This is a genomic window from Veillonella ratti (genome assembly GCF_003992115.1).
Lineage (GTDB): Bacteria > Bacillota > Negativicutes > Veillonellales > Veillonellaceae > Veillonella_A > Veillonella_A ratti.
This window is the reverse complement of sequence record NZ_RQUX01000004.1, coordinates 24039-46940: the sequence shown is the minus strand read 5'-3', so window position 1 is coordinate 46940 and position 22902 is coordinate 24039. Positions and strand designations below refer to the sequence as shown.

General features: G+C 43.2%; 20 protein-coding genes. 4 read left to right on the top strand and 16 right to left on the bottom strand.

Annotation, left to right across the window (positions count from 1 at the left end; all coding sequences use genetic code 11):
- The first annotated feature begins 73 nt into the window (after positions 1–73).
- Together EO124_RS02705 and EO124_RS02700 are read left to right on the top strand one after the other, a co-directional pair.
- Positions 74–1306: an alpha/beta hydrolase gene (locus EO124_RS02705; protein WP_127058223.1), complete on the top strand. Its 1233-nt coding sequence runs from the start codon at positions 74–76 to the stop codon at positions 1304–1306.
- Positions 1307–1470: 164 nt separating this feature from the next.
- Complete coding sequence (locus EO124_RS02700) at positions 1471–2040, top strand: DNA glycosylase (RefSeq protein ID WP_127058289.1); 570 nt, start codon at positions 1471–1473, stop codon at positions 2038–2040.
- A gap of 232 nt (positions 2041–2272) precedes the next feature.
- Here EO124_RS02700 and EO124_RS02695 read toward each other — a convergent pair whose 3' ends face one another.
- From EO124_RS02695 to EO124_RS02680, 4 genes are all read right to left on the bottom strand, one after another.
- Positions 2273–3409 (bottom strand): acyl-CoA dehydrogenase family protein, encoded by a 1137-nt coding sequence (locus EO124_RS02695; RefSeq protein ID WP_127058222.1) that lies wholly within the window; start codon positions 3407–3409, stop codon positions 2273–2275.
- Between the two features lie 242 nt (positions 3410–3651).
- Complete coding sequence (gene rpmF / locus EO124_RS02690; protein ID WP_127058221.1) at positions 3652–3834, bottom strand: 50S ribosomal protein L32; 183 nt, start codon at positions 3832–3834, stop codon at positions 3652–3654.
- 37 nt (positions 3835–3871) lie between these two features.
- Positions 3872–4390, bottom strand: coding sequence for a YceD family protein (locus EO124_RS02685; RefSeq protein WP_127058220.1), 519 nt, complete (start codon positions 4388–4390; stop codon positions 3872–3874).
- A 251-nt stretch (positions 4391–4641) separates the two neighbouring features.
- Positions 4642–4776 carry a rubredoxin gene (locus tag EO124_RS02680; protein WP_006554990.1) on the bottom strand — a complete coding sequence of 45 codons (135 nt, stop codon included), beginning with the start codon at positions 4774–4776 and terminating at the stop codon, positions 4642–4644.
- A 426-nt stretch (positions 4777–5202) separates the two neighbouring features.
- Between EO124_RS02680 and EO124_RS02675 the strand changes: the two genes are divergently transcribed.
- Both EO124_RS02675 and EO124_RS02670 read left to right on the top strand, forming a co-directional pair.
- Entirely contained in the window at positions 5203–6144 is a 942-nt protein-coding gene (locus tag EO124_RS02675; RefSeq protein WP_127058219.1) for a nitronate monooxygenase, read from the top strand.
- An 84-nt stretch (positions 6145–6228) separates the two neighbouring features.
- Positions 6229–6777 (top strand): gamma carbonic anhydrase family protein, encoded by a 549-nt coding sequence (locus EO124_RS02670; RefSeq protein ID WP_021841437.1) that lies wholly within the window; start codon positions 6229–6231, stop codon positions 6775–6777.
- Between the two features lie 60 nt (positions 6778–6837).
- Here EO124_RS02670 and nrdG read toward each other — a convergent pair whose 3' ends face one another.
- The 12 genes from nrdG to EO124_RS02610 form a co-directional block, all read right to left on the bottom strand.
- The gene (nrdG, locus tag EO124_RS02665; protein WP_021841007.1) at positions 6838–7335 is read right to left on the bottom strand and encodes an anaerobic ribonucleoside-triphosphate reductase activating protein; all 498 of its coding nucleotides are present in this window, start codon (positions 7333–7335) and stop codon (positions 6838–6840) included.
- A 126-nt stretch (positions 7336–7461) separates the two neighbouring features.
- Positions 7462–9612: an anaerobic ribonucleoside-triphosphate reductase gene (nrdD, locus tag EO124_RS02660; protein ID WP_127058218.1), complete on the bottom strand. Its 2151-nt coding sequence runs from the start codon at positions 9610–9612 to the stop codon at positions 7462–7464.
- Between the two features lie 202 nt (positions 9613–9814).
- Positions 9815–11284: an AMP-binding protein gene (locus tag EO124_RS02655; RefSeq protein WP_164726537.1), complete on the bottom strand. Its 1470-nt coding sequence runs from the start codon at positions 11282–11284 to the stop codon at positions 9815–9817.
- The gene (locus tag EO124_RS02650) at positions 11277–12407 is read right to left on the bottom strand and encodes a thiolase family protein (protein ID WP_127058216.1); all 1131 of its coding nucleotides are present in this window, start codon (positions 12405–12407) and stop codon (positions 11277–11279) included. The genes EO124_RS02655 and EO124_RS02650 overlap by 8 nt, the downstream gene beginning before the upstream one ends.
- Before the next feature lie 25 nt (positions 12408–12432).
- Entirely contained in the window at positions 12433–12957 is a 525-nt protein-coding gene (locus tag EO124_RS02645; RefSeq protein ID WP_021841003.1) for a biotin transporter BioY, read from the bottom strand.
- A 149-nt stretch (positions 12958–13106) separates the two neighbouring features.
- Positions 13107–13646, bottom strand: a complete 540-nt coding sequence (locus EO124_RS02640; RefSeq protein ID WP_127058215.1) for a hotdog family protein — start codon at positions 13644–13646, stop codon at positions 13107–13109.
- Between the two features lie 151 nt (positions 13647–13797).
- On the bottom strand, positions 13798–14664 hold the full coding sequence (galU, locus tag EO124_RS02635) for a UTP--glucose-1-phosphate uridylyltransferase GalU (RefSeq protein WP_127058214.1): 867 nt from the start codon (positions 14662–14664) through the stop codon (positions 13798–13800).
- 110 nt (positions 14665–14774) lie between these two features.
- Positions 14775–16319 (bottom strand): LPS-assembly protein LptD, encoded by a 1545-nt coding sequence (locus EO124_RS02630; protein WP_127058213.1) that lies wholly within the window; start codon positions 16317–16319, stop codon positions 14775–14777.
- 26 nt (positions 16320–16345) lie between these two features.
- Positions 16346–17530 carry a hypothetical protein gene (locus EO124_RS02625; RefSeq protein ID WP_127058212.1) on the bottom strand — a complete coding sequence of 395 codons (1185 nt, stop codon included), beginning with the start codon at positions 17528–17530 and terminating at the stop codon, positions 16346–16348.
- A gap of 69 nt (positions 17531–17599) precedes the next feature.
- Positions 17600–18043 (bottom strand): hypothetical protein, encoded by a 444-nt coding sequence (locus tag EO124_RS02620; protein ID WP_127058211.1) that lies wholly within the window; start codon positions 18041–18043, stop codon positions 17600–17602.
- 171 nt (positions 18044–18214) lie between these two features.
- Positions 18215–19618, bottom strand: coding sequence for an MATE family efflux transporter (locus EO124_RS02615; RefSeq protein ID WP_127058210.1), 1404 nt, complete (start codon positions 19616–19618; stop codon positions 18215–18217).
- Between the two features lie 158 nt (positions 19619–19776).
- A complete protein-coding gene (locus EO124_RS02610; protein ID WP_127058209.1) occupies positions 19777–22689 on the bottom strand; it encodes an insulinase family protein in 2913 nt (970 codons plus the stop codon).
- Positions 22690–22902: the final 213 nt, after the last annotated feature.

Genomic DNA, 22902 nt, shown 5'->3' with positions numbered 1-22902 from the left:
TAACACAAATCTAACCAAGATTTTAACTGTCATTTACATTAAATACTATTTAATTCTCTATAAAGGTGATACTATGAAATTACATATAAAGGCCTTCCTCGCTGTTTCATTACTGACAACGAGCATTTTATTGACCCCATTAGGGCAAGATAAGGCTGCTAATAATATTGTGACAAACACGGGACCTGCTATGACTACCAATAATGAAATAAACAATGAATTTATTGCCCCTACCTACCAAGATGTATTGGTAGCCAACGTGCCTATCTTCGACAATAAAACAAAAGACTTGCGGCTAAACATTTACAAACCACAAAACGTGACCGAGCCGACTCCGGTATTGGTATACATTCACGGTGGCGGTTGGTCTATGGGGACCTATGCCGATCCCGGAACGGCCCCTAATAATGACGCAACGGCCAATACAGCAGCACAGCCTAATTTCATACAAGTATTAGGCCCACGGCCGGCGAACAATGGGAATACCAATGCTCAAAACGACCTCATGAGCTCCGACAATCGTTCTTCCTTAGAAATTTTTAAAGCAGTAGTTCGTCACGGTATTACTCTCGTGTCCATCGACTATCGCTTGAATAGCGAAGCCTACTACCCGGCACAAATTTATGACGTAAAGGGGGCCATTCGCTTCATCCGGGCTCATGCCGACGAATATGGCATTGACCCTAATCGTATCGCCGTCAGCGGTACTTCCGCGGGCGCACACTTAGCCGCCTTATTGGGTACCACCAATAACAACCCTAATTACGAAGGAACGGTGGGTGGCAATACGCAATATTCCAGTGCCGTGTCAGCCGTTATCGACTACTACGGACCCACCGATTTATTGACAATGGCACCGGAAATGAGCACGGCCTTACAGTCACCGGAAGATGCGGCGGAAATACACGACTCACCGCGCGCCATGGAATCCGTACTACTCGGTTTTAACAAAGCCGATCAAGGCGTAGCCGTTTTGCGTCAGCTCTATCAAGCCAATGACCGACAATCTCCGTACTGGCCATATGTTGAATTGGCTATTCAAGGCAGTCCGGTCCACCAGGTAACACCGCAAACACCGCCTATGTTCATTGCTCACGGCGGCCGGGATACACTTGTACCGATTGCCCAAAGTCATCGCTTGCGTGACGCACTCACTGCCAACGGCGTGGAAAATCTCTTCATTTCCAACTCTGAAGCACCTCATGGTAACCAAGGTCAACTAGTCAACGAAACCATGATACAATGGATTGTAGACAAATTAAATGCTCAACCAACGACTCAGTCAAACAGTACAAGTAAAAAATAATGTGTTAAATGCAACAACTCCTTCTATAGGCTGTGCTATACTAAATGATAGACAGTCATAAAAGGAGTTGTTTTATTATGCCAACTAAAAAAATTAATCAAACCTTAAATAAAAATACGGCTGCTGACACTGAAACAACCGGCACCGCTCCGATTGTGGAAAGCATGCCTTTCCCGCCTTTATTACCGGCCAACGCCACGGTCATGATGATGGGCACCTTCCCACCGGCCGCCGACAAACGAGCCATGCAGTTCCACTATCCTAATTTTCAAAACGATATGTGGCGCGTATACGGTATGATTTTCTTCAACAATCCGGATCATTTCCGTAAGGGTGAAGAAAAGGCCTTTGACGCCGATAAAATTAAAGCTTTCTTGACTGAAACCGGTATCGCTTCCTGCCCAACCGTATGGCAAGCCATTCGCGAACACGGCAACGCATCGGATGCATTCTTAAAAGTGGTCAAACCGGTACCTATCGAAGACGTGTTGGCCAAATTGCCTAACTGTCAGCACATAGGCACCACCGGTGGTAAAGCAACGGAAGTTTTGCTCAGTTTATTGCCTGAAAAAGTAAAACTTCCTAAAACCGGTGAAACCATAACCGTTACCTTCGGAAATCGCACCGTAACCTTAACACGCTTGCCTTCTACGTCACGTGCTTATCCGTTAAGCCTTGCTAAAAAAGCAGCGGCCTATGAAGGATTCTTCCGACAAATAGGAGTATTAAAATAATTAGTATTAATCGCTTGTGACGAATCCCATAGCAATATATAACACTTTGACTGAATAATAGCAGCAAAATTCAACTATATCTCAGCAACAAAATTTAACTACATCTTAGCAACAAAATTTAACTGCATCTTAGCAATAAAATTCAACTACATCTTAGCAATAAAAAGAGCGGCCTTACGCCGCTCTTTTTGTTTTATCAGTTTTATTTTTCCGACTCTATATAATTAGCCGATTATCGTAACAACGAACCACCCACAACCATTTGTTGCGCTTCATTAGTTCCTTCGTAAATCTGCGTAACCTTAGCATTGCGCATTAAACGGGCCACCGGATAATCTTCACAATAGCCATAACCGCCGAAAAGCTGCACCGCTTTAGCCGTTACTTCTACCGCAATATCGGAGCAGAATTTTTTAGCCATGGACGCGGAAATTGTATACGGTCTGCCTTCCGCTTTATCTTCAGCCGCATTATGAAGTATCAAGTTAGCTGCTTCCACCTTAATAGCCATGTCGGCCAATTGGAACTGCGTATTCTGGAACTTACTGAGAGGCTTACCGAACTGTACACGTTCCTTCGTATAGGCAATGGCATGATGTAAGGCAGCTTCCGCAAGACCGGTAGCCTGGGCCGCTACCCCGATACGACTGCTATCAAGGGCGTACATGGCGATTCTGTAGCCTTCCCCTTCATGGCCCAATAAATTAGCAGCCGGCACTTTTACATCTTTAAAAGTAAGTCCGGAACAAGTGGAGGTATGAAGCCCCATCATAGGATCCCGTTTTTCAACCGTAAAACCTTCCATCTCAGGCGTTACGATAAAGGCGGAAATCCCTTTCGCACCGGCTTCCGGATCTGTTTTGGCAAACACGATGTACATACCGGCTTCACCGGAATTGGTAATATATGTTTTTTCACCGTTTAAAACATAAGCATCGCCGTCTTTGACTGCCATTGTCTGAACGCCGGAAGCATCGGTGCCCGCTTCTTTTTCAGTCAAAGCAAAAGCGCCCAAAATTTCACCGGCTACTAAAGGTTTTAAAAACTTTTCTTTTTGTTCATCGGTGCCGTAGCGAGCCAACGGTTCACAGCATAAACCCATGCAAACGGACAAGGTAATAGCGAGGCCATCATCAAATTTAGCAAGCTCCTTAAGAGCCACTATGTAGCTGACATAATCTTCGCCTAAGCCGCCGTATTCTTTAGGCCACGCGATTTGCGGCAAACCTAAAGCCATTACCTTGTCGACCAATCGGCGGTCAAAAACTTGCGCTTTATCACGTTCGATTACGGTAGGTTCCACAAACTCACGACAAAATGCATTTACTTTTTCCTGCCAAGCTTTTTGTGTTGCTGTTAAGGGACGCATAATAACCTCCTTGAGCGATACTGACACCAATAGCTACATTCACAATGCATCGATATTGGAATTTTCGCTCGCTCTGACATCTAAACCTATACCTTTATATATGCAGCGAACTAAATCAAACTCTTTACTGCTACTATAGCACAATTCCCCTATAGCGTCCATAAATCCGGACATGGCAAAAGCGCGGTCATCCATAGGATAACCGCGCTTTGATAACGAGCTATTCACTAGCTCAGCAGGTCTTATTCAGCGATCTTATTAACAACCTGAGTTCCTTTATAATGACCGCATGTAGGGCAAACCCGATGAGGCATCATAGGTTCGTGGCATTGCGGACAAGCTACAAAACCTGGAACAGTTAATTTCCAGTTCGCACGACGACGGTCGCGACGACATTTGGATAATCTACGCTTTGGTACTGCCATTATCTGCACCTCCTTAACATAATCACTGGGACTTTAATTAATCATCATCTTTTTCATCGAGCAGTGTACGAAGCACTGCCAATCGAGGATCCACTACAAAGGATTCACAAGAACAAGGTGAAACATTTTTATTTGCTCCGCAATGAACGCACAATCCTTTGCAATCATCCTGACATAACACTTGAGTTGGCTCATTGATGATTAATGTATCCCGAATGAGATCCGTTAAATCAATGGTCTCACCATCAAAAGGAACAACCTCGGCTTCCTCAACATCGTCCCACTCTTTAAGGACGCCATAGGTTTCATTGAATGGTGTAGTCTGCGAATACGCTACTTCCGTCAAGCATCGCGTACATTCATAATCACCATTGGTTGTTACGGTTCCTTCTACGATGAAGTCCTGTCCATCGTAACGAAAATCACCACTAATGGTTATATCATGACGGCTCCAAGGAAAAGCAGTTACATCCCCCAGCACTGTAGCCGGTTCAGTAAATTGAAAAGGAAAAGATTTTCCTATGTGTTCTTTTGCTTGCTCTACTTGCAGTTTCATAATTTTACCTCGACTATAATATTATAGCTATCTAACATGTCTTTGTCAAATTGTTATCTACATTCTTACCGTATTTTTCTAAGAAAAACGAGCCTTGACTGATTCGTGTCCCATGATAAAGAGTTGAGATAAGCAAATATCCACCCGTAACAGGCCCTCTACGCCGTTAAAGGTCTTTTTAAAATGATGAGAAAAGCCCCCTTTTGCAAGGAGGCTTTATATTTTTTATTTCTGATTCAGATGTCAATCAATTACATTTTTTCGAATTGATCTTTACCAACGCCACAGATTGGGCAAACATAATCATCAGGTTGATCTTCAAATTTTACACCTTCAACGGCTTCGTCATAAACCCAACCGCATACTACGCATACGTATTTTTCCATCACTTGTTCCTCCTTTCATTTTAGAATAGACACTGTATCTACAACTTTAGTGTATCACAAATATCGATTATGTTCAATATCTTTTTTCAAAATTTATAAAATACTCGTGAAGCCTTATTTTATCTGCATTAAAGGCTATTTCAGGGAATAAATTTCTACAAAAAATCGCCGGTCGGTTATTATTATTTTTGTTGTTTTTCCCTATCGTTCCGCCATAATTTCGCAAAACGCATGTCCCTCATGAGAATATTTTTAAAATCACATAACAAGATAAAGAATTTCTACATATCTCTATTTATAGACTTTTTCATTAAATTCCTTTATAATTAGTAGTGGAAATAAAAGTGATTTTCAATTACTTCTGTTATTAAACAAATTCACAATTTTTTATAATAATAAACAATCTACATTTACAGGAGGTAGAACATGAAAACAAAATTGACTGAACTCTTAGGCATCGAATATCCGATTATCCAGGGCGCTATGGCTTGGACGTCTGAACATATTTTAGTAGCGGCTGTAGCTAACGCAGGCGCCACCGGCGTTATTGCTACCGGCGGTCGCGAAGCTGATTGGGTGCGTGAAGAAATTCGTGCGGCTAAAAATTTAACGGACAAACCGTTCGGTGTAAACCTCATGTTAATGGCTAAGAACATCGACGAAATCGTATCCGTTATTATAGAAGAAAAACCGGCTTTCGTTACCTTAGGTGCGGGCAACCCGGTTCCTTACATCGAACCGATGCATGAAGCCGGTATCAAAGTAATTCCGGTTGTACCAAACGTTAAATTGGCTAAACGTGTGGCTGCTGCCGGCGCTGATGCCCTCATCATTGAAGGCCAGGAAGCAGGCGGTCATATCGGTACCCAGACTACCATGGCCCTCATGGAAAACGTATTGCCTGAAGTAGATATTCCTGTAGTTATTGCCGGCGGTATTGCTGACGGTCGTGCCTTAGCAGCAGCCCTCACTATGGGCGCCGAAGGCGTGCAAATGGGCTCCCGCTTCATCTTGGCAGAAGAATGCCAGATGCATCAGAACTGTAAAGATGCCATCATCAATGCAACCGACACTGACTCTGCTGTTACCGGTTTAACCAGCGGTCATGGCGGCGTGCGTTCTTTGAAAAATGAATTTACGCAAAAATACTTGGAAGCTGAATTCAGCTGTGCTCCAAAAGATCAATTAACGGCTATGTCCGTCGGCACTAACCGCAAAGCGGCTGTTGAAGGCGACATCGTAAACGGTGCCGTACAATGCGGTCAAAGCTTAAATCGCTTGACTAAAGTTGAACCGGCTAAAGAAATCGTTGATTCCGTAATCGCCGAAGCTAAAGAAGCGATAAAAAAAGCACAGCGTTTTGCTTAAGCTTTAGTATTGACCTTATCATGGCCTCAACGAACCCTTGGATTGTTCCGAGGCCATGTATTATTTAGTAAAGGAGTTTTTAATATGTTACCTTTTAACGGAAAATACCCAAAATTAGACCCAAAAAGTTGCCTCATGCCCGGTGCTGAAATTGCCGGCGATGTAGAGCTTAAAGAATATGCCTCCTTATGGCAAAACGTAGCTGCTCGCGGCGACGTAAATAAAATCATCGTAGGTCGCTACACCAATGTACAGGACAACTCCGTACTCCATGTAGATGACGATAAAGCTTGCGTGTTAGGCGATTTCGTAACCATCGGTCACGGTGCCATCGTTCACGCTTCCACCTTGGAAGATAATGTCCTCGTTGGCATGGGTGCCATCGTACTTAGCGGTTGCCACATCGGTACCGGTTCCATCATCGCTGCGGGTGCGGTTGTGTTGGAAAACACCACGATTCCTCCATACTCCCTCGTTGTAGGTGTACCGGCTAAAGTAGTTCGTACCGATGAGTCTCAGGTTGAACGCATCCATAACCAGGCATTGAAATACAAAAACCTTTGGACTGAACGCTATGGCTTGTTACCTAATGCAGGCGGCGAAGAGTACAAAAAAGGCGCTAAAATCGTTTAGTCCTATAATAAAAAAAGGCCCTTCGGGGCCTTTTTCTTATATAAATAACAAGACTTCACATCAGTCCATGGCGATAACAACTTCGCCTTGAGCCAAGCTCTTTTTCACATCAATAATACGTTGATTCTTCGAGCCGCGGAACCGCAAACTTGGGTCGCGCAAGGCATCCACAAATTTGCCATCCACTAAGATATCGCATTGTTCCAATAACTGTCGTTTAGCCGGACAAGCGATGAGCTCATCCCAGGTATAACCGGAGTACGCCCAAATATCCTTTTCAGGCACCGTTTCGCGCACCTTTTTCACAACCGGCAATAAACCGTCCACATTTTGAAACGGTTCGCCGCCGAGCAAGGTAAGGCCCGATACATTCGGATCGCTCACGTAAGTAAGGACTTCTGCCGTTTCCTTATCGGTCCAAAGTTTCCCTGCCTGTGGGTTTTGGTATTCTTCGTTAAAACAATTAAAACATTTATGTGTGCAACCGGTAACAAAAATAGACGTGCGGATACCGTTTCCGTTGGCAATATCTAATTTGCGAATTTGTCCATAATTCATTACGGCTCGCCTCCTCTACCTGCTCAAATTTAAAAATAATTGTTACTTCGGCACAATCATTCTCATATCTAAATAAAATAATCTAAACAAAAAACAGGTCATGAAATCATGACCTGTTTTTGAGTGTTAAATATGCATTACTCGGTCTTTAATTTCTTTAGTACGTCCTTCATTCCAGAAGTTTTCACCTAAATAACCGCAAGTACGGCGGATTACTGTTAATTTATCGCGGTCCGTATTATGACAACGTGGGCATTCCCAATCATTGTTATCGTTGACTTTAATTTCACCGTCAAAACCGCAAACATGACAATAATCTGATTTTGTATTAAATTCCGCATAGGAAATATTATCGTAAATGTATTTAATCATAGTTAATACGGCCGGAATATTATTGGTCATATTCGGAATTTCCGCATAAGAAATGCAACCGCCGGTCGACTTTTTCTGGAATTCCGATTCGAACGCAAACTTATCAAATACATTAATTTCTTCCCGTACGTTTACATGATAGCTATTTGTGTAATAGCCTTTATCGGTAATATCTTCGATTTCACCAAAGCGGGCACGGTCCAAAGAGCTGAAACGATTGGTAAGGCTTTCAGCCGGTGTACCGTATAAAGCAAAGCCCATATTATGACGTTTCTTCCAAGTATCAATGGCTTCGTTCAAACGATCCATGACTTTCATGGCAAATACGCGGCCCTTTTCACCGGTATTAGATTCACCCGTAATGAGCTTAGTCGCTTCGTACATACCAATGTAACCCATGGAGATTGTCGCATAACCGCCTTTAAGGAATTTCGCAATGGATTCACCTTTTTTAAGACGAGCAATAGCACCATGCTGCCAATGAATCGGCGATACATCACTGGTTACGTTTTTCAATAATTCATAACGTAACAATAAAGCTTTTTCAACCAATTTCAAACGTTTATCCAAAATTTCAAAGAAACGTTTTTCACTGTGACGCGCCAAAATACCGATTTGCGGCAAGTTAAGGCTTACAACGCCCATATTAAAGCGACCATCAAATACGTATTCACCCTTTTCGTTTTTCCAAGGGGACAAGAAGGCACGACATCCCATTGGACTGAATACATTACCTTCGTAATTTTCCTTCATTTTCTTAGCAGAAATATAGTCAGGATACATGCGTTTAGCCGTACATTTAGCGGCTAATTCAGTCAAATAATAATAAGGTGCATCCGGATGAATATTGTGTTCGTCCAATACATAAATCAATTTAGGGAACGCCGGTGTAATGTACACATTCGCTTCGTTTTTAACGCCCATAATGCGCTGTTTCAAAATTTCTTCATCGATGAGCGCCGCTTCTTTAGCATATTCGCTGTTTGGGTCGAAATGCATAAACAAGGTTACAAACGGAGCCTGACCGTTCGTCGTCATCAACGTATTAATCTGGTATTGAATAGTCTGAATACCGTCTTTAACTTCTTTGCGCGTACGTTTCCAAGCAATTTCTTTCGCTTTTTCCATATTCGGTTTCATGTCATAGATTTCAACCTGTTCTTCCAAAACATTGGCTAAAATCTTATCATACGATTTACGTACAAACGGTGCCAAAATGCGGTCGATACCGTTAATACTCTGACCGCCGTACTGACCGGAAGCGACTTGCGCAATTATCTGAGTCGTTACGGTACAAGCAACCTGGAAGGACTTCGGCGTATCAATCTTCTTACCGTTAATAACGGTACCGTTGGTAAGCATATCTTCCAAATTAATTAAACAGCAGTTGAACATTGGCTGAATGATGTAATCCATATCATGGAAGTGAATAGCGCCGCTGTCATGAGCCTGTACGATATCCGCCGGAATTAATTTACGACGGGCAATGTCCTTGCTTACTTCACCGGCAATAAGGTCGCGCTGCGTGGAAACAATGGCTGCATCCTTGTTGGAGTTTTCATCAATCAATGCCGTGTTGCTGCGATCCAACAAGCCGAATACATCTTTATCGGTCGTATTTTCTTTACGTTTAAAAGCCTGAACGGCTTTGTAGTTTTCATAAGCACGTGCCGTTGCCGGATTATGGTATTCCAACAATTTGTAATATACCTGGTCTTCAATAGCATAAATTGTCAATGTTTTGCCGATTTTGTGAGCGTATTCTTCGATTTCGTCAGCGATACGCCCCGCCAATCCTTCTTCATATAAACCGGTACTGCTATTCATGGCTTTTTCGATAGCTATTTCGATTTTTGTTTTATCGAATGGCACTTTCTGGCCATCACGTTTAATTACCTCCAACACGGTAAAGCCTCCCTAACACTTACTACTAAATATAGTATGTAAATTAAAAAAAGATATTGACAAATAAGCAATGACCATTTGGCCACCTAGTTAAATACCCCAGTACTTACCTATAAATGGAAGCAACCGGTACTTTACAGTCACCAGTTGCTTTCGTCTTGCTTATTATACAACATCTTGTATTCGATTTCAATATATTATACTATATATCATTTTCATGCTTGACAACACTTTGAAGGTATAATTGCTTTAAACGCACAATATCAACCTTCGAGCAGGCTGTCAAAGGCAGCTCATCAAGCCAAATAATATCCTTCGGCCGTTCTTTGATGAGTAAACGCTCTGATATGGCACCTACTATATCTTGTATAGGGGTGTTATTGTTTTTTACTAAAAAAGCCACCGGTTGTTCCCCCCGAAGTTCGTCCGGCACACCGATAACCGCCCCCGCCGTAATGCCGTCAATGGCTAATAAACGACTCTCTAAATACGGAATAGACAGCTTATAACCGCCACGATTAATCATAGCCTGCTTCCGCCCGGTAAAAATCAATCGCCCGCTATCACTAATGTAGCCCGTATCTTCCACTGTGAAGGGCAAAGTTAACCCTTCTATCCCATATGGTGTATCTACATAGATAAAGCTGTCATCGCCTACCGTAACGGTAACGCCCGGAAACGGATAGCCCACCGTGTTAGGTTCTGCCAACCACTCTTCGCCGGAGCAATAGGTAATATAATTTAATTCACTGGCGCCGTAATAAAGAATAAATTCCGTATGCGGTTGTTTAGCTTTGAGCTTATGCAGCAGTTTAGCATCCAGCGTTTGGGATCCCGTAAAAATCATTCTGAGTGACTGTAACGTATCCTGTAAAACCGCCGTAACAAGGCGCAATTTCGTGGGCAATAAGTACCAATGAGTCACTTCATATTGTTCACTCAATGCCAGCCAAGTACGGGGCGACATATGAGCGGACGTAACCACCGTGCCCCCTTCATAGATAACGGATACAAGGGTATTGAAATTACCGGTAAAACTTAAACTGCCTTGTTGAAAAATAATCGTACCAAAGTCGATTTTAAAGATTTTATTCTGTGCTTCAAAAAAATCCACCCAACTGGCCAACGGCCGCCATAAGATTTTAGGCAAACCGGTTGTGCCCGAAGTTAGCACGCCGAAATCAGCTTTCGGATTGACACTACGGTCAATAGTAAAACCGTATTTAGCTTGCAACTGTGCCAGACGTTCATCGCTTAAATCAGGATGACATAGAATGGGTAAGCGTTTTGCTTTCATCGCTCCCAGCCACTGTACGAATTGCTGCCATACCGACTCAGAGCGGATATACTCAATGCGATTGTTATCTTCCTCGGAATTCGCCTGCCCGGAATTAGACTTCTCTAAATTAGGCAGCTCGGAATTCGCCTGCCCCCTATCTGATTGCGAAATATCCGGTTGCGCCGTATTCGCCAATTCTTGGGCAACTTCACGAATTGCCTTATTCAGCATTTCATAGGTGTACGCTGCGTCATCTACAACCAGAACCAGCTTATTCGGATAATTCTGAGCCATATAATCGAGGCGTTCCCAAAAGGAAAGACCCTTCATAGCAATTATAGAGGCATTCTGTTCAGCAGTCTGAGAAGGGGTTGTTAAAATTTTTTCACGCATCACAAACCGCCTCCATTCGTTCAATAAGCATGGCCGTCCCCATGCCACCGGCACCGGCAATAGCACAAATCCCATATCTACCGTTACAGTACTCTAAAGCAGCCATCAAATGGAGCAAAATAATCGCTCCCGAGCAGCCGAAAGGATGACCATAGGCCAAAGCTCCGCCCAATTGGTTGTAACGGTCCACATAGGCCTTATAATTGCGTTCAAAGAGCACATCAATCACCGCAAAGGCCTCATTCCATTCCACCGCATCAATATCCGCCATGGTGAGGTCCGTTTTAGCTAGCAGCTGTTCGGTTGCCTGCCACGCCCCTTCAGGACTATATAAAGGATCACCGCCAAAAGTAATGGCGTCGACCAGCTTAAAAGGGCCTACTTCATTGCTTAAGGCCACAAAAGCCGCTCCATCATGAGTAAAACAAGCATTACCGGCCGTCACCAAGGTCCCCGGCCCCAAAACAGGCTTCATGCGATCCAATAAGCGTTGTGACAGTCCGGGGCGCACACTTTCATCCACATAGTCCCACCCCATATCTAACACATAGGGCGCTAACAAGCCTTCATCACGAGCTCGCCCGGCCGCTTGTTGGCTTCGCAAACTCCAATAATCCAACTCTTCTTTGCTCACATCATACTTTTCGATGGTTCGTTGTGCTCCTTTTAACATAGCCTGAGCATCATTCTCCTGTGGTGAAAACTGAGCCACCATATATTCACCTAATCTGTCATCCCCCGCTGCATAGGTTCTAAGAGGTTGTAAGGAACTGCTTTCCGTGCCGCCGGCCAGCACGCAATCCGCCATGCCGCTTCGTATCGCGCGAAAGCCCTGAATAATCGCTGCGCCGGCCGAAGCGCACTGCATATCCACCGTATAGGCCGGTGTTTTTTCACCATAACGAGAATTTAAAGCCGTTAAACGACCAATGTTACCACCGGTGCCGACCGCATTACCACAGATGATTTCAGCCACGTCAGGATACTGTTCATATAACGCATCTAATACACGAGCCCCCAATATTTCCGGTTTTATCGATTTAAATTGCCCCTTATAAGAACCAATGGGCGTCCTAAGGCCGCCCATTATGTACACCGGAGACAATCTTTGTTGTATTTTCATAATGCCTCCAACGAGAAATTGTCTCTTAGATATTCAATTTAACCGCTTTCATGCCTAACCAAGCAGCAATGCCGCATTTAATAAGGTCGCCGGGGATAAACGGCAACACATAACCCGCTATAGCTGCTTCAAGTCCGATATTGGTTACAATCATGCCACCAATCATACCGAAAATATACGTAATCGGAATGGTAATAACGGCGGAACGCCAGAAATAACTGAAGAAAGACGGCGTTTTGCCTTTAAGCATACTGAGAATAGTATACGCAATCGGATAACTGATGTAGTAACCGCCGGCAGGGCCTAAAATTTTACCAAGACCGCTAGTACCGCCGGAAAATACCGGCACCCCGATAATCCCCAATAATAAATACACACAAATAGTAATAAAGGCTTCCTTTGGTGGTAATAAAAATCCGATTAAGCATAATACCAAAGTGGTAGCCGTTACCATGGCCGGTGAAAACGGGATCGGGAACGAAATGTAAGCGGACACGCAGGTTAACGCTACGAGTAACGCCATTTTTGTCAATTTACGAGTATCTGACATAATAAACAACCTCACAAACTAAAATAATAACCACAAACTATGAGTGTATTTGCATAACTAACGTTTAAAGTTAAGCTACTCATCAAATAAAAAATAAGCCACTCTTTAAATAAATAGTAAACCTTACAATAAAGTAAGTAAAACTCAAGCTACTTGTAGCTGCAGGTAAATACCGGTCGATGCGCGGTAAAACCTTGGATGGTGCGTCCCGATCTTTGTAAAACAATTGTCTCATCTACAAAGGTGGGCCTACGGAATCGAATCTTCACAGCTGTAACATTCGTCCCCACATTTTCAGCTAAATACGCCGCCATGGCCTCCAAAATCTGGCAGCCCGGCACAATGGCATTTTCCTGCTGATGAATGCTGTTATGATCTTCTACATCCGTTACAAATTCTAAAATTTCAGATCGATTGAATGCTCGCCAAGGCACAACATCAGTCGGTATCTGATAATCCGCCTTCGCCGGTTTCGGCTTCACCGGAATTGAATCAGGCGTTAAAACCTTTAATAGTACCGTAAGCGCTTCATTGCCTCTTACCAGCTCAGTTTCATACCACTCACCGTTCTGACGAACTTCGGTGTGCTCCGCCGGCTTTGCCAAACGTTGCCATTTTAATTGCGCAATCACCATTGAACGGGGTAATTCTTTATCAGCTTCAATCATCGCCTTAAATAACTCACGCATTTTGGAGCCCCCTCTTTCGCAAATCTACTTAAAATTATATTAAATTCATGCTTATTCGTCAACTGCACACCATTTGCGCTGTTAACAAATAAAACCTTTCCCAAAGTGTACTCAAAAACTGTGAAGTACTTACTTTGAAAAAGGCTTTTTGTTACAATGTTTTAATCAATTCCTGCAAATAGGTACGGAATAAATCTTTGCAATGTTCACTGCGCAAGCCGTATTCCACGGTGGCTTCCAAATAGCCAAGACGGTCACCGATATCATAGCGACGGCCTTCGTATTCTAAGGCATATACATCACTCTGCAAAGCGGCAAGACCATCGGTAAGCTGCAATTCACGACCGGCGCCAAGCGGAGTATTTTCCAACACTCCAAAAATCTCAGGTGTCAAAATATAACGGCCCAAGACAGCCAAATTAGATGGCGCCAAATCACGTGACGGTTTTTCAACCAAGCCATCTACTTTATAAATATGAGGCTCAATTTCATGACCCGCTACGATACCATAGGAACTTACCTTTGTTTCCGGTACGCGCTGAGTGCCAAGAATCGTGCCGCCCATACGCTCATGACAATCTATTAATTGCTTTAAACAAGGTTTTTCAGGGTTATATACCACATCATCACCCAGTAATACGGCGAACGGTTCATTGCCTACAAAAGCTTTGGCGCAAAGAATGGCATCGCCCAAACCACGCGGTGCTTTTTGACGAATAAAGTGAACCTGAATATCCGCCAGGGACCGAACCATGGCCAACTGTTTCTTCTTGCCCTGCTGCTGTAACAACTGTTCCAATTCAACACTGGTATCAAAATGATCTTCAATAGCTCGTTTATTGCGGCCCGTAATAATCAAAATCTCTTCAATACCGGAAGCCAACGCTTCTTCCACAATATATTGAATCGCCGGTGTATCAACAATCGGTAACATTTCTTTAGGCTGTGCCTTGGTAGCCGGTAAAAAACGTGTACCGAAACCGGCGGCCGGAATAATAGCTTTGCGTACTTTGCCCATGTTTGAAAGACCTCACTTTTTTTCCGTCATAATAATGATTAAGAGTAATTATGAATCTATGCCATAGGACACAGCTTCATAACCTAAAACATCCAGACTTTGTTCAATTACTAGAAATCTTTAGCAACTACAAGGTAAGACCATTTTTTCTGCTTAGACTGATATGTGAGCCATCCTTCGAAGGAGTGCATATCACGATGCCAGGTGTAATCTACATAACGCAACTCACCGGACTGTACATCACGCTGAGTCGAAATAACAAAAGTATCCAAACGAGTTAAACGTACCGAAGCACCTACACTAAAATTACGCAAAATATCTACACGGTCAAATGGATATGGTGAATTATTTCTATCATCAAAATTATTCTGGCGATAGCCCGCAAACACATTAATGCGGGAATTCATACTCCAGTTGGCATTGCCTCCCCAATAAGGCATACTGCGAATATTGTCGTTATAACCATAGTAATCGCGTTGATAACCTGTATAGAAACGTAAATTGGCATTTTTGGCCAATTTAATTGTATCATGGCTTACTTCACCAAAGTACATGTAGTGACTGCCCTTGATGTAATCTTCTTTCCAGTAACCGGCCGTAGCACCGCCACGAACAGTAAACGGAGTATCGCCAATATGGTACACATTAGTATATACGGAGAATTCCGGTTTCTTTTCTACCCAAACGGTACGGGCATTTAAAGTGGCCGATTCACGGCTCGCGCCGACCGTAGCAACGCCCCAAGGCAAGTAGTGACGATAACCGTAGCTTGGCTTAAAGCCTTCCTTCGTCATCCAATGATAGCGGAAGAATAATTCACCGTTTTCACCTATAGGATACTTAACGCCGCCCTTCAAACCAAACCCATCATCACTGGAATAAGTCGGTCTCGGAATCAAATCAAACACACTAAACTGACCTTTACGGTCATTGCGAAGGGATACCACATATTTCTTCGTACTCATGATTTTACCGTTTTTAATAAACAGTTTGGCATCATGAATAATGGCTTTATCCCCCGGATACACTTCAATGGTGCTGCCTTTAATACGATAATCGGGCACACCTTTATAGGCCATAGCATGTTTGGTAGTAACCCAGCCTTTGGTAATAAGGCCCTGATTACCGTCGAATTCTGCTTTTTCAGCTTTCACATAGTATGGCTCTACATAGCCGATAACATCAGGTGCCGTCATGGCATTAGTGCCGCTGTTAAATACTAAATCTTGGCCCCGTAAGTCCTTAGTGGCCCCTTTATTTTCCAGGTAATGAAACTCACCATCCGTCGTATACTCTTGGGATTTAGTATTACCTAACAGCTTTTCACTATGAATTTCACAACTGCCCTGATAAGTATCTACTTTACCGACAGCCACAACATTGCCGGTAGCACTGCTGTAATACATACTGTCCGCATCAACTTTAACAGGTAACTCACTGTCATTTACCGTTGTCACCGGCTTACCGCGACGGACTACACGAATAAGACCGCCATCGGACTCGCCCATATTAGCGATGGTTACCGGATTGGAATCGGTTGCAACATCTTGAGCATTTTCATAAACAAGGCCTCTATTATCGGCCGCCTGTACGGCTAATAAAGGCATAGCGACTAAAGCGGCACCCAATGCATACTTAGCCTTTTTCATTACCATCTTTTACCTACCTCATCTTCACTGGATTAGTTGCGTTTTACAACAATTATTGGTTGTGATTGTGATACATTCGTTTGGTCCGCAGTATCAGCACTTGCTTCTTCCACTTCACCATTGTCCTCAGAATCGCCATCTTCCACCGTTGCCGCTGAATCATCGGACTCTTCCACTACCTTCACCGGTGTATCTTCGTCTTCATAAGAGTCGGCCGGAACTAAGGTTACCGGTTCTGATGCATCACCTAATGTATAGTCATCATAGGAATCTTGGGAACTTGGATCGCTGGAGTTATGAGCCTGGCCATCACCGCCTACGACAATCCCCTGTACGGTTACCAACTCTTGTGGCTGTACATAAATTGTAGCCCCTACAGGCAAGTCAATATTCTTGCCCTTTACAAAGAAACCGCCTACTAAACCGACCGGTCCCAATAATACGGCACCGGCTACGGAGGCGCCGGCTGCTTTCAATTCCTGCTGCGTACGAGCTTTTGCTTCTTCCCCTTGAATAGCTGTAAATTCAGTGCCATCCAATGCCGGAACTTTATCAAACATCAAATCTAATTTACCGTTACGACCAAAAGAGGATGCTTTTTTAAGCTCAGAAATATGACCTTCCCCAACAGTGCCGGCCGGTACCAATAAGATATTACCGTCCATCAAATCTTCCGACACGGTAAAGCTGAAAGTATCACCCAGTTTGCTGGTAGCCGTATTAATCGGCGTATTCAAAGTTACGGCAAATACTTCCGTGCTTGGTGCCGAGCCTACTTGAGAAGTCAATTTCAAAGGTGCTCCGTTAATCGTTTTGGCTAAGGCATTAATTCGTGTGTCCAAGGCACCGGTACTGATACGACCGGTTACACTGCGTTCCAATTGTTCCACACGAGCAACTAAGGAACCGTTGCCCACTTTATTCTGGTAATGCCATTCCAACATGGCTAATTCTTGACTTACCGATACTTTACCGCGCGTGTTGCCATCGATGGAATTGTACAAGGAATCAACTTGTGAATTTAAAGTGCCGGAAGAGTCTCTACCATAAACGGTCTGACTAATCTGCTGCACACGATCCACTAAAGCCCCAACCTGCGTGGAACCATATACTGTATTTTCTAAGGCATCGGTTTTCTCTAATACGGTTTCCGGAGCCGCCCATACCTGACCGGTCATAAGCGCTGCTACCGCCAACGTAAGCATGTGTTTTTTCATACATCCTCCAAATAAACAAGACTTAACCTATTATTGAATGCTATTTGATTCAAAGCTTAAACAATATGATTAAATTTTGAGGTCAATAATAGCGGATACACCAACCCCTTGAATACGGGATGCATTAACAGGGTTCTTGCTGTCGATAGGCACTAAACCTTTAATACGAGCTACATTATTAAAGCTGGCTTCAAGCTGAGCTACCGCTTCAACGCGCTCTACTTCGGAAGCAGGTCCGGTAACCTGAGCCGCCCCGATGTAACCGTTCGTACCTACGCTGACAATCGGCACAACCTTAGTCGTATAGGTAGTGCTCAAGTTATTCTGAGCTAAAATTTTATTTAAAAAATCATTAATCTGGCCGCCGAAGCGATCAACTAAGATGCCCACGCCGCCCACTTTTAAAATGCTGCCTAAATTCAAGCTGAATGCTTGCGTCGTATTTACTAATGCACCGGTAGAAAGTGTAGCAATGGAAACGGCCATAACCGTTGCCAATAATTTCTTTTTCATATCTATGTCCTCCTCTATCGTATACATAATTAGCTGTTTATACTGATGTTATTATATCACAAATCAAAGCCTTTGTCCTTGTATAAGCGCCGTAAATACGCCATTCATTTTATAATTCATCATTTTTTTATATGCTAATGCACTCTGTTTTAAAGTGCATTATACCTACGTCTAAATTTTTATATGCTGCCATACACCGCTTCTAAAACGCCAACCGGAAAATGCCGTCCGCATACTCTGATCAATTAAAAGAGCTATCCATGCACCATAAAGACCGAATCCCCAGGTAAAGCAAAGGAGATATGTAATAATCGGTCTGAAAATAGCAATAACAAAGAGCGAATATTTCATAACATAGAAATTATCGCCTGCCCCTTTAAGGACGCCGGAATATACTAATTGCAAAGCCTGCGGGAAGCTGGCAAAAGCCATGAGAATCATAATATCCGCCCCCAGCTGCCAAACCAGCCTATCTTGGGTGAAAATATCAAATACTACATTGCGTAAACCAAAATACAGAACAAAGCCGATTACCGAAATAATAAGAGCGATGCGAACACCGATTTTGCCGTAAGCCTCGGCCAAGTCAGGTCGTTTTTTTCCCAACGATTGCCCCGTATAAGAAGCGCCGGAATAACTTAAACCCATGGCAAAATAGTAAAAAATATCAATCAAATTCATACAAATATGATGTGTTGCCAAAGCGACTACACCTAATGACGCCACCATTTTGGTATACGCAAACATACCGAAACGTTCAAAAGCCTGCTCACCCAAAGAGCTGCCACCGATATAATAAATGCCTTGTAAGATTTCACGATTGAATTTCCAACTGCCCCGCTGCCACGACAAATGGGAGTCTTTCGCATGAATTGCATATAACAAAAGAAAGAAGATTAAGGTATAGCTCGTCATAGTGGCGATCCCGGCTCCTTTGATGCCCAGCGCCGGAATCGGTCCCAGACCGTAAATCAAGACGAAACTCATAACTACATTAAGCACATTACCGATGGCATTTGCTTTGAAAATAGCCTTCGTATTACCCACGCCGATTAATGCCGCCCCCAGCATAACACCTAAGGCCGAAAAGAAAAGACCGATAATGATGAATTGACCATAGGCAACGGCCTCATCAATATAAGAAGCCTGCGCTCCGGCAAACGTTAAAATCGGATTTAACAGATAAAAACTGATACACAACAAAGGCACATAAAACAATACGGTCAATAATACCCCTTGTTTTAGTACGGAGTTCATCGTTTCATAATCTTCTTCCCCTTTGCGTCTCGCCACAATAGCTGTAATCGCAATCGCTGCGGAACGGACAAAAACGAGCATCACCATAAGGGGTTGACTCATAATCCCTACAGCCGCCAAAGCATCGGCCCCAAGAGCCCCTACCATGGCCAAATTGATGGCTGTCATAAGTTGCAATAACAACCCTTGCATAGTAGCCGGCCAAGCTACATCAATATATTCTTTGTAAATATCTTTAGTCGTCGGCACCGGTCCCGATCGTTTCGCCGGCGGCAAAATATAATCAATCCCAAATCGTCCCGCTAGTCCTGATAACATGGCAACTCCTATTTTTCAGCTGATTTCAATAATACACTCTATAAAAAAACACTCCTAAACAGAGGTCAAGGCCCTTGCCTAGGAGTGTTATTAACTCGCATTTAATTATACACAGGATTCGTCAATTCTCATAGACCGACTATAGGTCTAAATTCGTCTTATTGAGGCAACGAAATGATATCAGTGAAGATATCGCCTGCTTTCTTAATAATTTGTTCGTTACCCATAACGCTGATATGACTATCTTTCATAACCGAAGCTACAACTTCAGCCAAAGCTTTAATATCGCTCTGACGGGTCGCAATTACCTGTTCGCGCAAACGTTCCGCATCTTCAGGAGTTACTTCACCGAAGTATTCGCTCATAGCGCGCGGTCCGCGTAATGCCGGCGTCAACGGAATATCGAGACCACTCATGGTACCGATAATATACTTACGCATTTCACGATCGGAAATATCAAATTTCTCAAGATATTCGCTGAGCTCGCTATATACTTTTAACGTTTCCGTCAAATTAGGGTCGCGATAACTGCAAAGTACAAAGTTACCATTGTTGTAGAAGTTTACGAATGCACCATAGGCCCCACCTTGAACACGAATACGAGTCCACAAGTAGTCATAGCGCAAGATAACTTCCAACACCTTCATGGCACCGCTCGGTTTAAAACCATGGTCACGGAAATTACCGCCTTGGGCCACGTACTGAACCTTACCGGAGGTAACAATCCCTTCGTTAACATATTCCTTCGTAATTTTCAAACCCTTAGCCTCAACAGCTTCGTTTGGCCACTGTGGCAATACTTCGGTAAGCAATGTTTTGAAAACCTCAAATTCATGAGCTTCACCGACAAAATTAATGTCCACATTAGCAGGGCGGAACAATTTAGCCGCTACAACTGCCAATTTTTGCGGCAACTCTTGAAGCGCGTTTTCATCAGCAGCTAACGCTGCCAACTGTTCAAAATATCCGAGGTTAGCGGCATCACGGAATTTACCGAGTTCCGAAATCTGAGCAATTACACGATTCATTACAATGGTATGACCGCGACGGAATGCATCGGTATCCCAAATAGCTTTAGTTTCTTTAATGAGCTCGGTCAAACGATTTACATCGGTATAGTCAGTCTTTGTAACCAATTCAGACACTATACGTACCAAAGCATCCAATTTAGTGTGTAACGCTTTGGCTCGTACAATAAATAACGGCGTAAATGCATCACGTTCGTTGTATTTTGTAAAATCTGAAATGCTGGCGCTGAAACCACCGAGGTTCATATTAATTTCTTTAGCAATTTCGTCATAACCATGTTCGGTGGTAGCAACACGTGAAATAAGATCGCTCAACAAATTACCATAGAACAACTCGGACTCATCAAGACAATCTAAATGGAAATAGAAGCTTGTGTAGTTGATGCCTTTAGCCTGAGTCGGTACGAAATGCAAGTTCGCATCCCCCAGTTTGCTGTCGATACGTTCCACCCGTTCTACTTTAGGCGATAAATCGCTGAGTTCCAATAATGGAATAGTAGCCAAGGCTTCTTCCGAATCCGGTGCTGCCTGACGTGCTTTAAGCGCTTTGGTCTGAGCTACAATCGCTTCGATTTCTGCTTTCGTCATTTTAGCTTTAATCTCTTTTAGCTGAGCTCGTTCCGCTGCTTCTTTCTTTTCCTGCAAACCTTTTTCCGGATAAATAGAAACAAGGGCTTTATGCTGATTCTTAAGCAAACCGCGTTCGATTAACGCTTCAAAATAACCATTGGTAAGACCTTCACGCAATTGTTTTAACGCATCTTCATAACGCAATGCCTGAATCGGATCTTTGTCGTAATTCCATTGATCCATAACGCGAATGCCGTAGGCCAAACCAATCGGACGACCACCAAAATCAGCTTCGCGCAAAGCGAATTCCGTAATATTAAGGGATGCTTCCAACAAGCTCTTATCAAGCCCTTCCTTAACGAGACGAGTAAGTTCCGCTTCCACCAATTCCTGAACACGCGCCTGTTCCTTCATTTCAGAACCGCTAACCGTTACATTCCAAATCGGCTGACGAACGCTATCTAAGAAATAGCCGCTAATATCACTGCCCACACCGGCTTTAACGAGTTTTTCCTTAAGTGGTGCTGCCGGCGAAGTCAATAAGGCATGTGTCAAAATATCAAGCCCTAAGCTGTCCACAACAGATATTTCCGGCATTACATAGGTAAGGGCATGCATAGTCTTACCGCTTTCGCTTTCTTCCGTACCAATGCTGTAAGGATAAGCTGTTACCTTACCTGCAGCGAATGGTTTTTGTAACGTAATTTCAGAGTTAACTGTAATGGCATCAAAATTTTGCAAATATTCATCGTTGATGAACTTTAATTGTGCTTCAATATCCATTTTACCGTACAAGAAAATGTAGCTGTTGGATGGATGATAATATTTTTTGTAAAAACCTTGGAAATCTTCATAGGTCAAATCAGGAATATTATCAGGATTACCGCCGGAATCAACGCCATAGGTCGTATCCGGGAACAAATCGGCCATCATATGTGTTTCCAAAATGGAGTCAGGGGACGAATATACACCCTTCATTTCGTTGTATACAACGCCTTTATAGGTCAATTCATCGTCCGCATTATCCAGTTCATAATGCCAACCTTCCTGCATGACGATTTCTTTGTCAGTCGCTACGCGTGGGAAAAAAACAGCGTCCAAGTACACATCCATTAAGTTATGGAAATCCTTGTCATTCTTGCTGGCTACGGGATACATCGTTTTATCCGGATAGGTCATAGCATTCAAGAATGTATTAAGGGAACCTTTAACGAGCTCTACAAACGGCTCTTTTAAAGGGAATTTGCGGGATCCGCAAAGCACGGAATGCTCCATAATATGTGCCACCCCGGTACTGTCCTTAGGTGGTGTGCGGAAGGAAATGGAGAACACTTTATTCGTGTCGTCCGCATCAATGTATAATAAACGGGCGCCGGACTTCTCATGACGAAGCAAATAAGCTGTACCGCTAATTTCCTGAACAGTCTCAATGCGCTCTACTTTAAAACCGCTATAGATATTTTGTTCTTTCATAGCAAAACTCCTTTATCATTATTTTATATTAAGCAATTAATTGATTATAATTAACTTCTCAGGCACTCAAATAAACTGTGCACAACTTATATTATACTAAAGATGAGTAAGATTTTCAAAATAAAACAGACTTTCTTAGGTCACATTTAAATAACCTGAGAAAGTCTGTATGTTTGTAAGTTTAATGAGCCCTGACAGTCGTGCTAATAATTG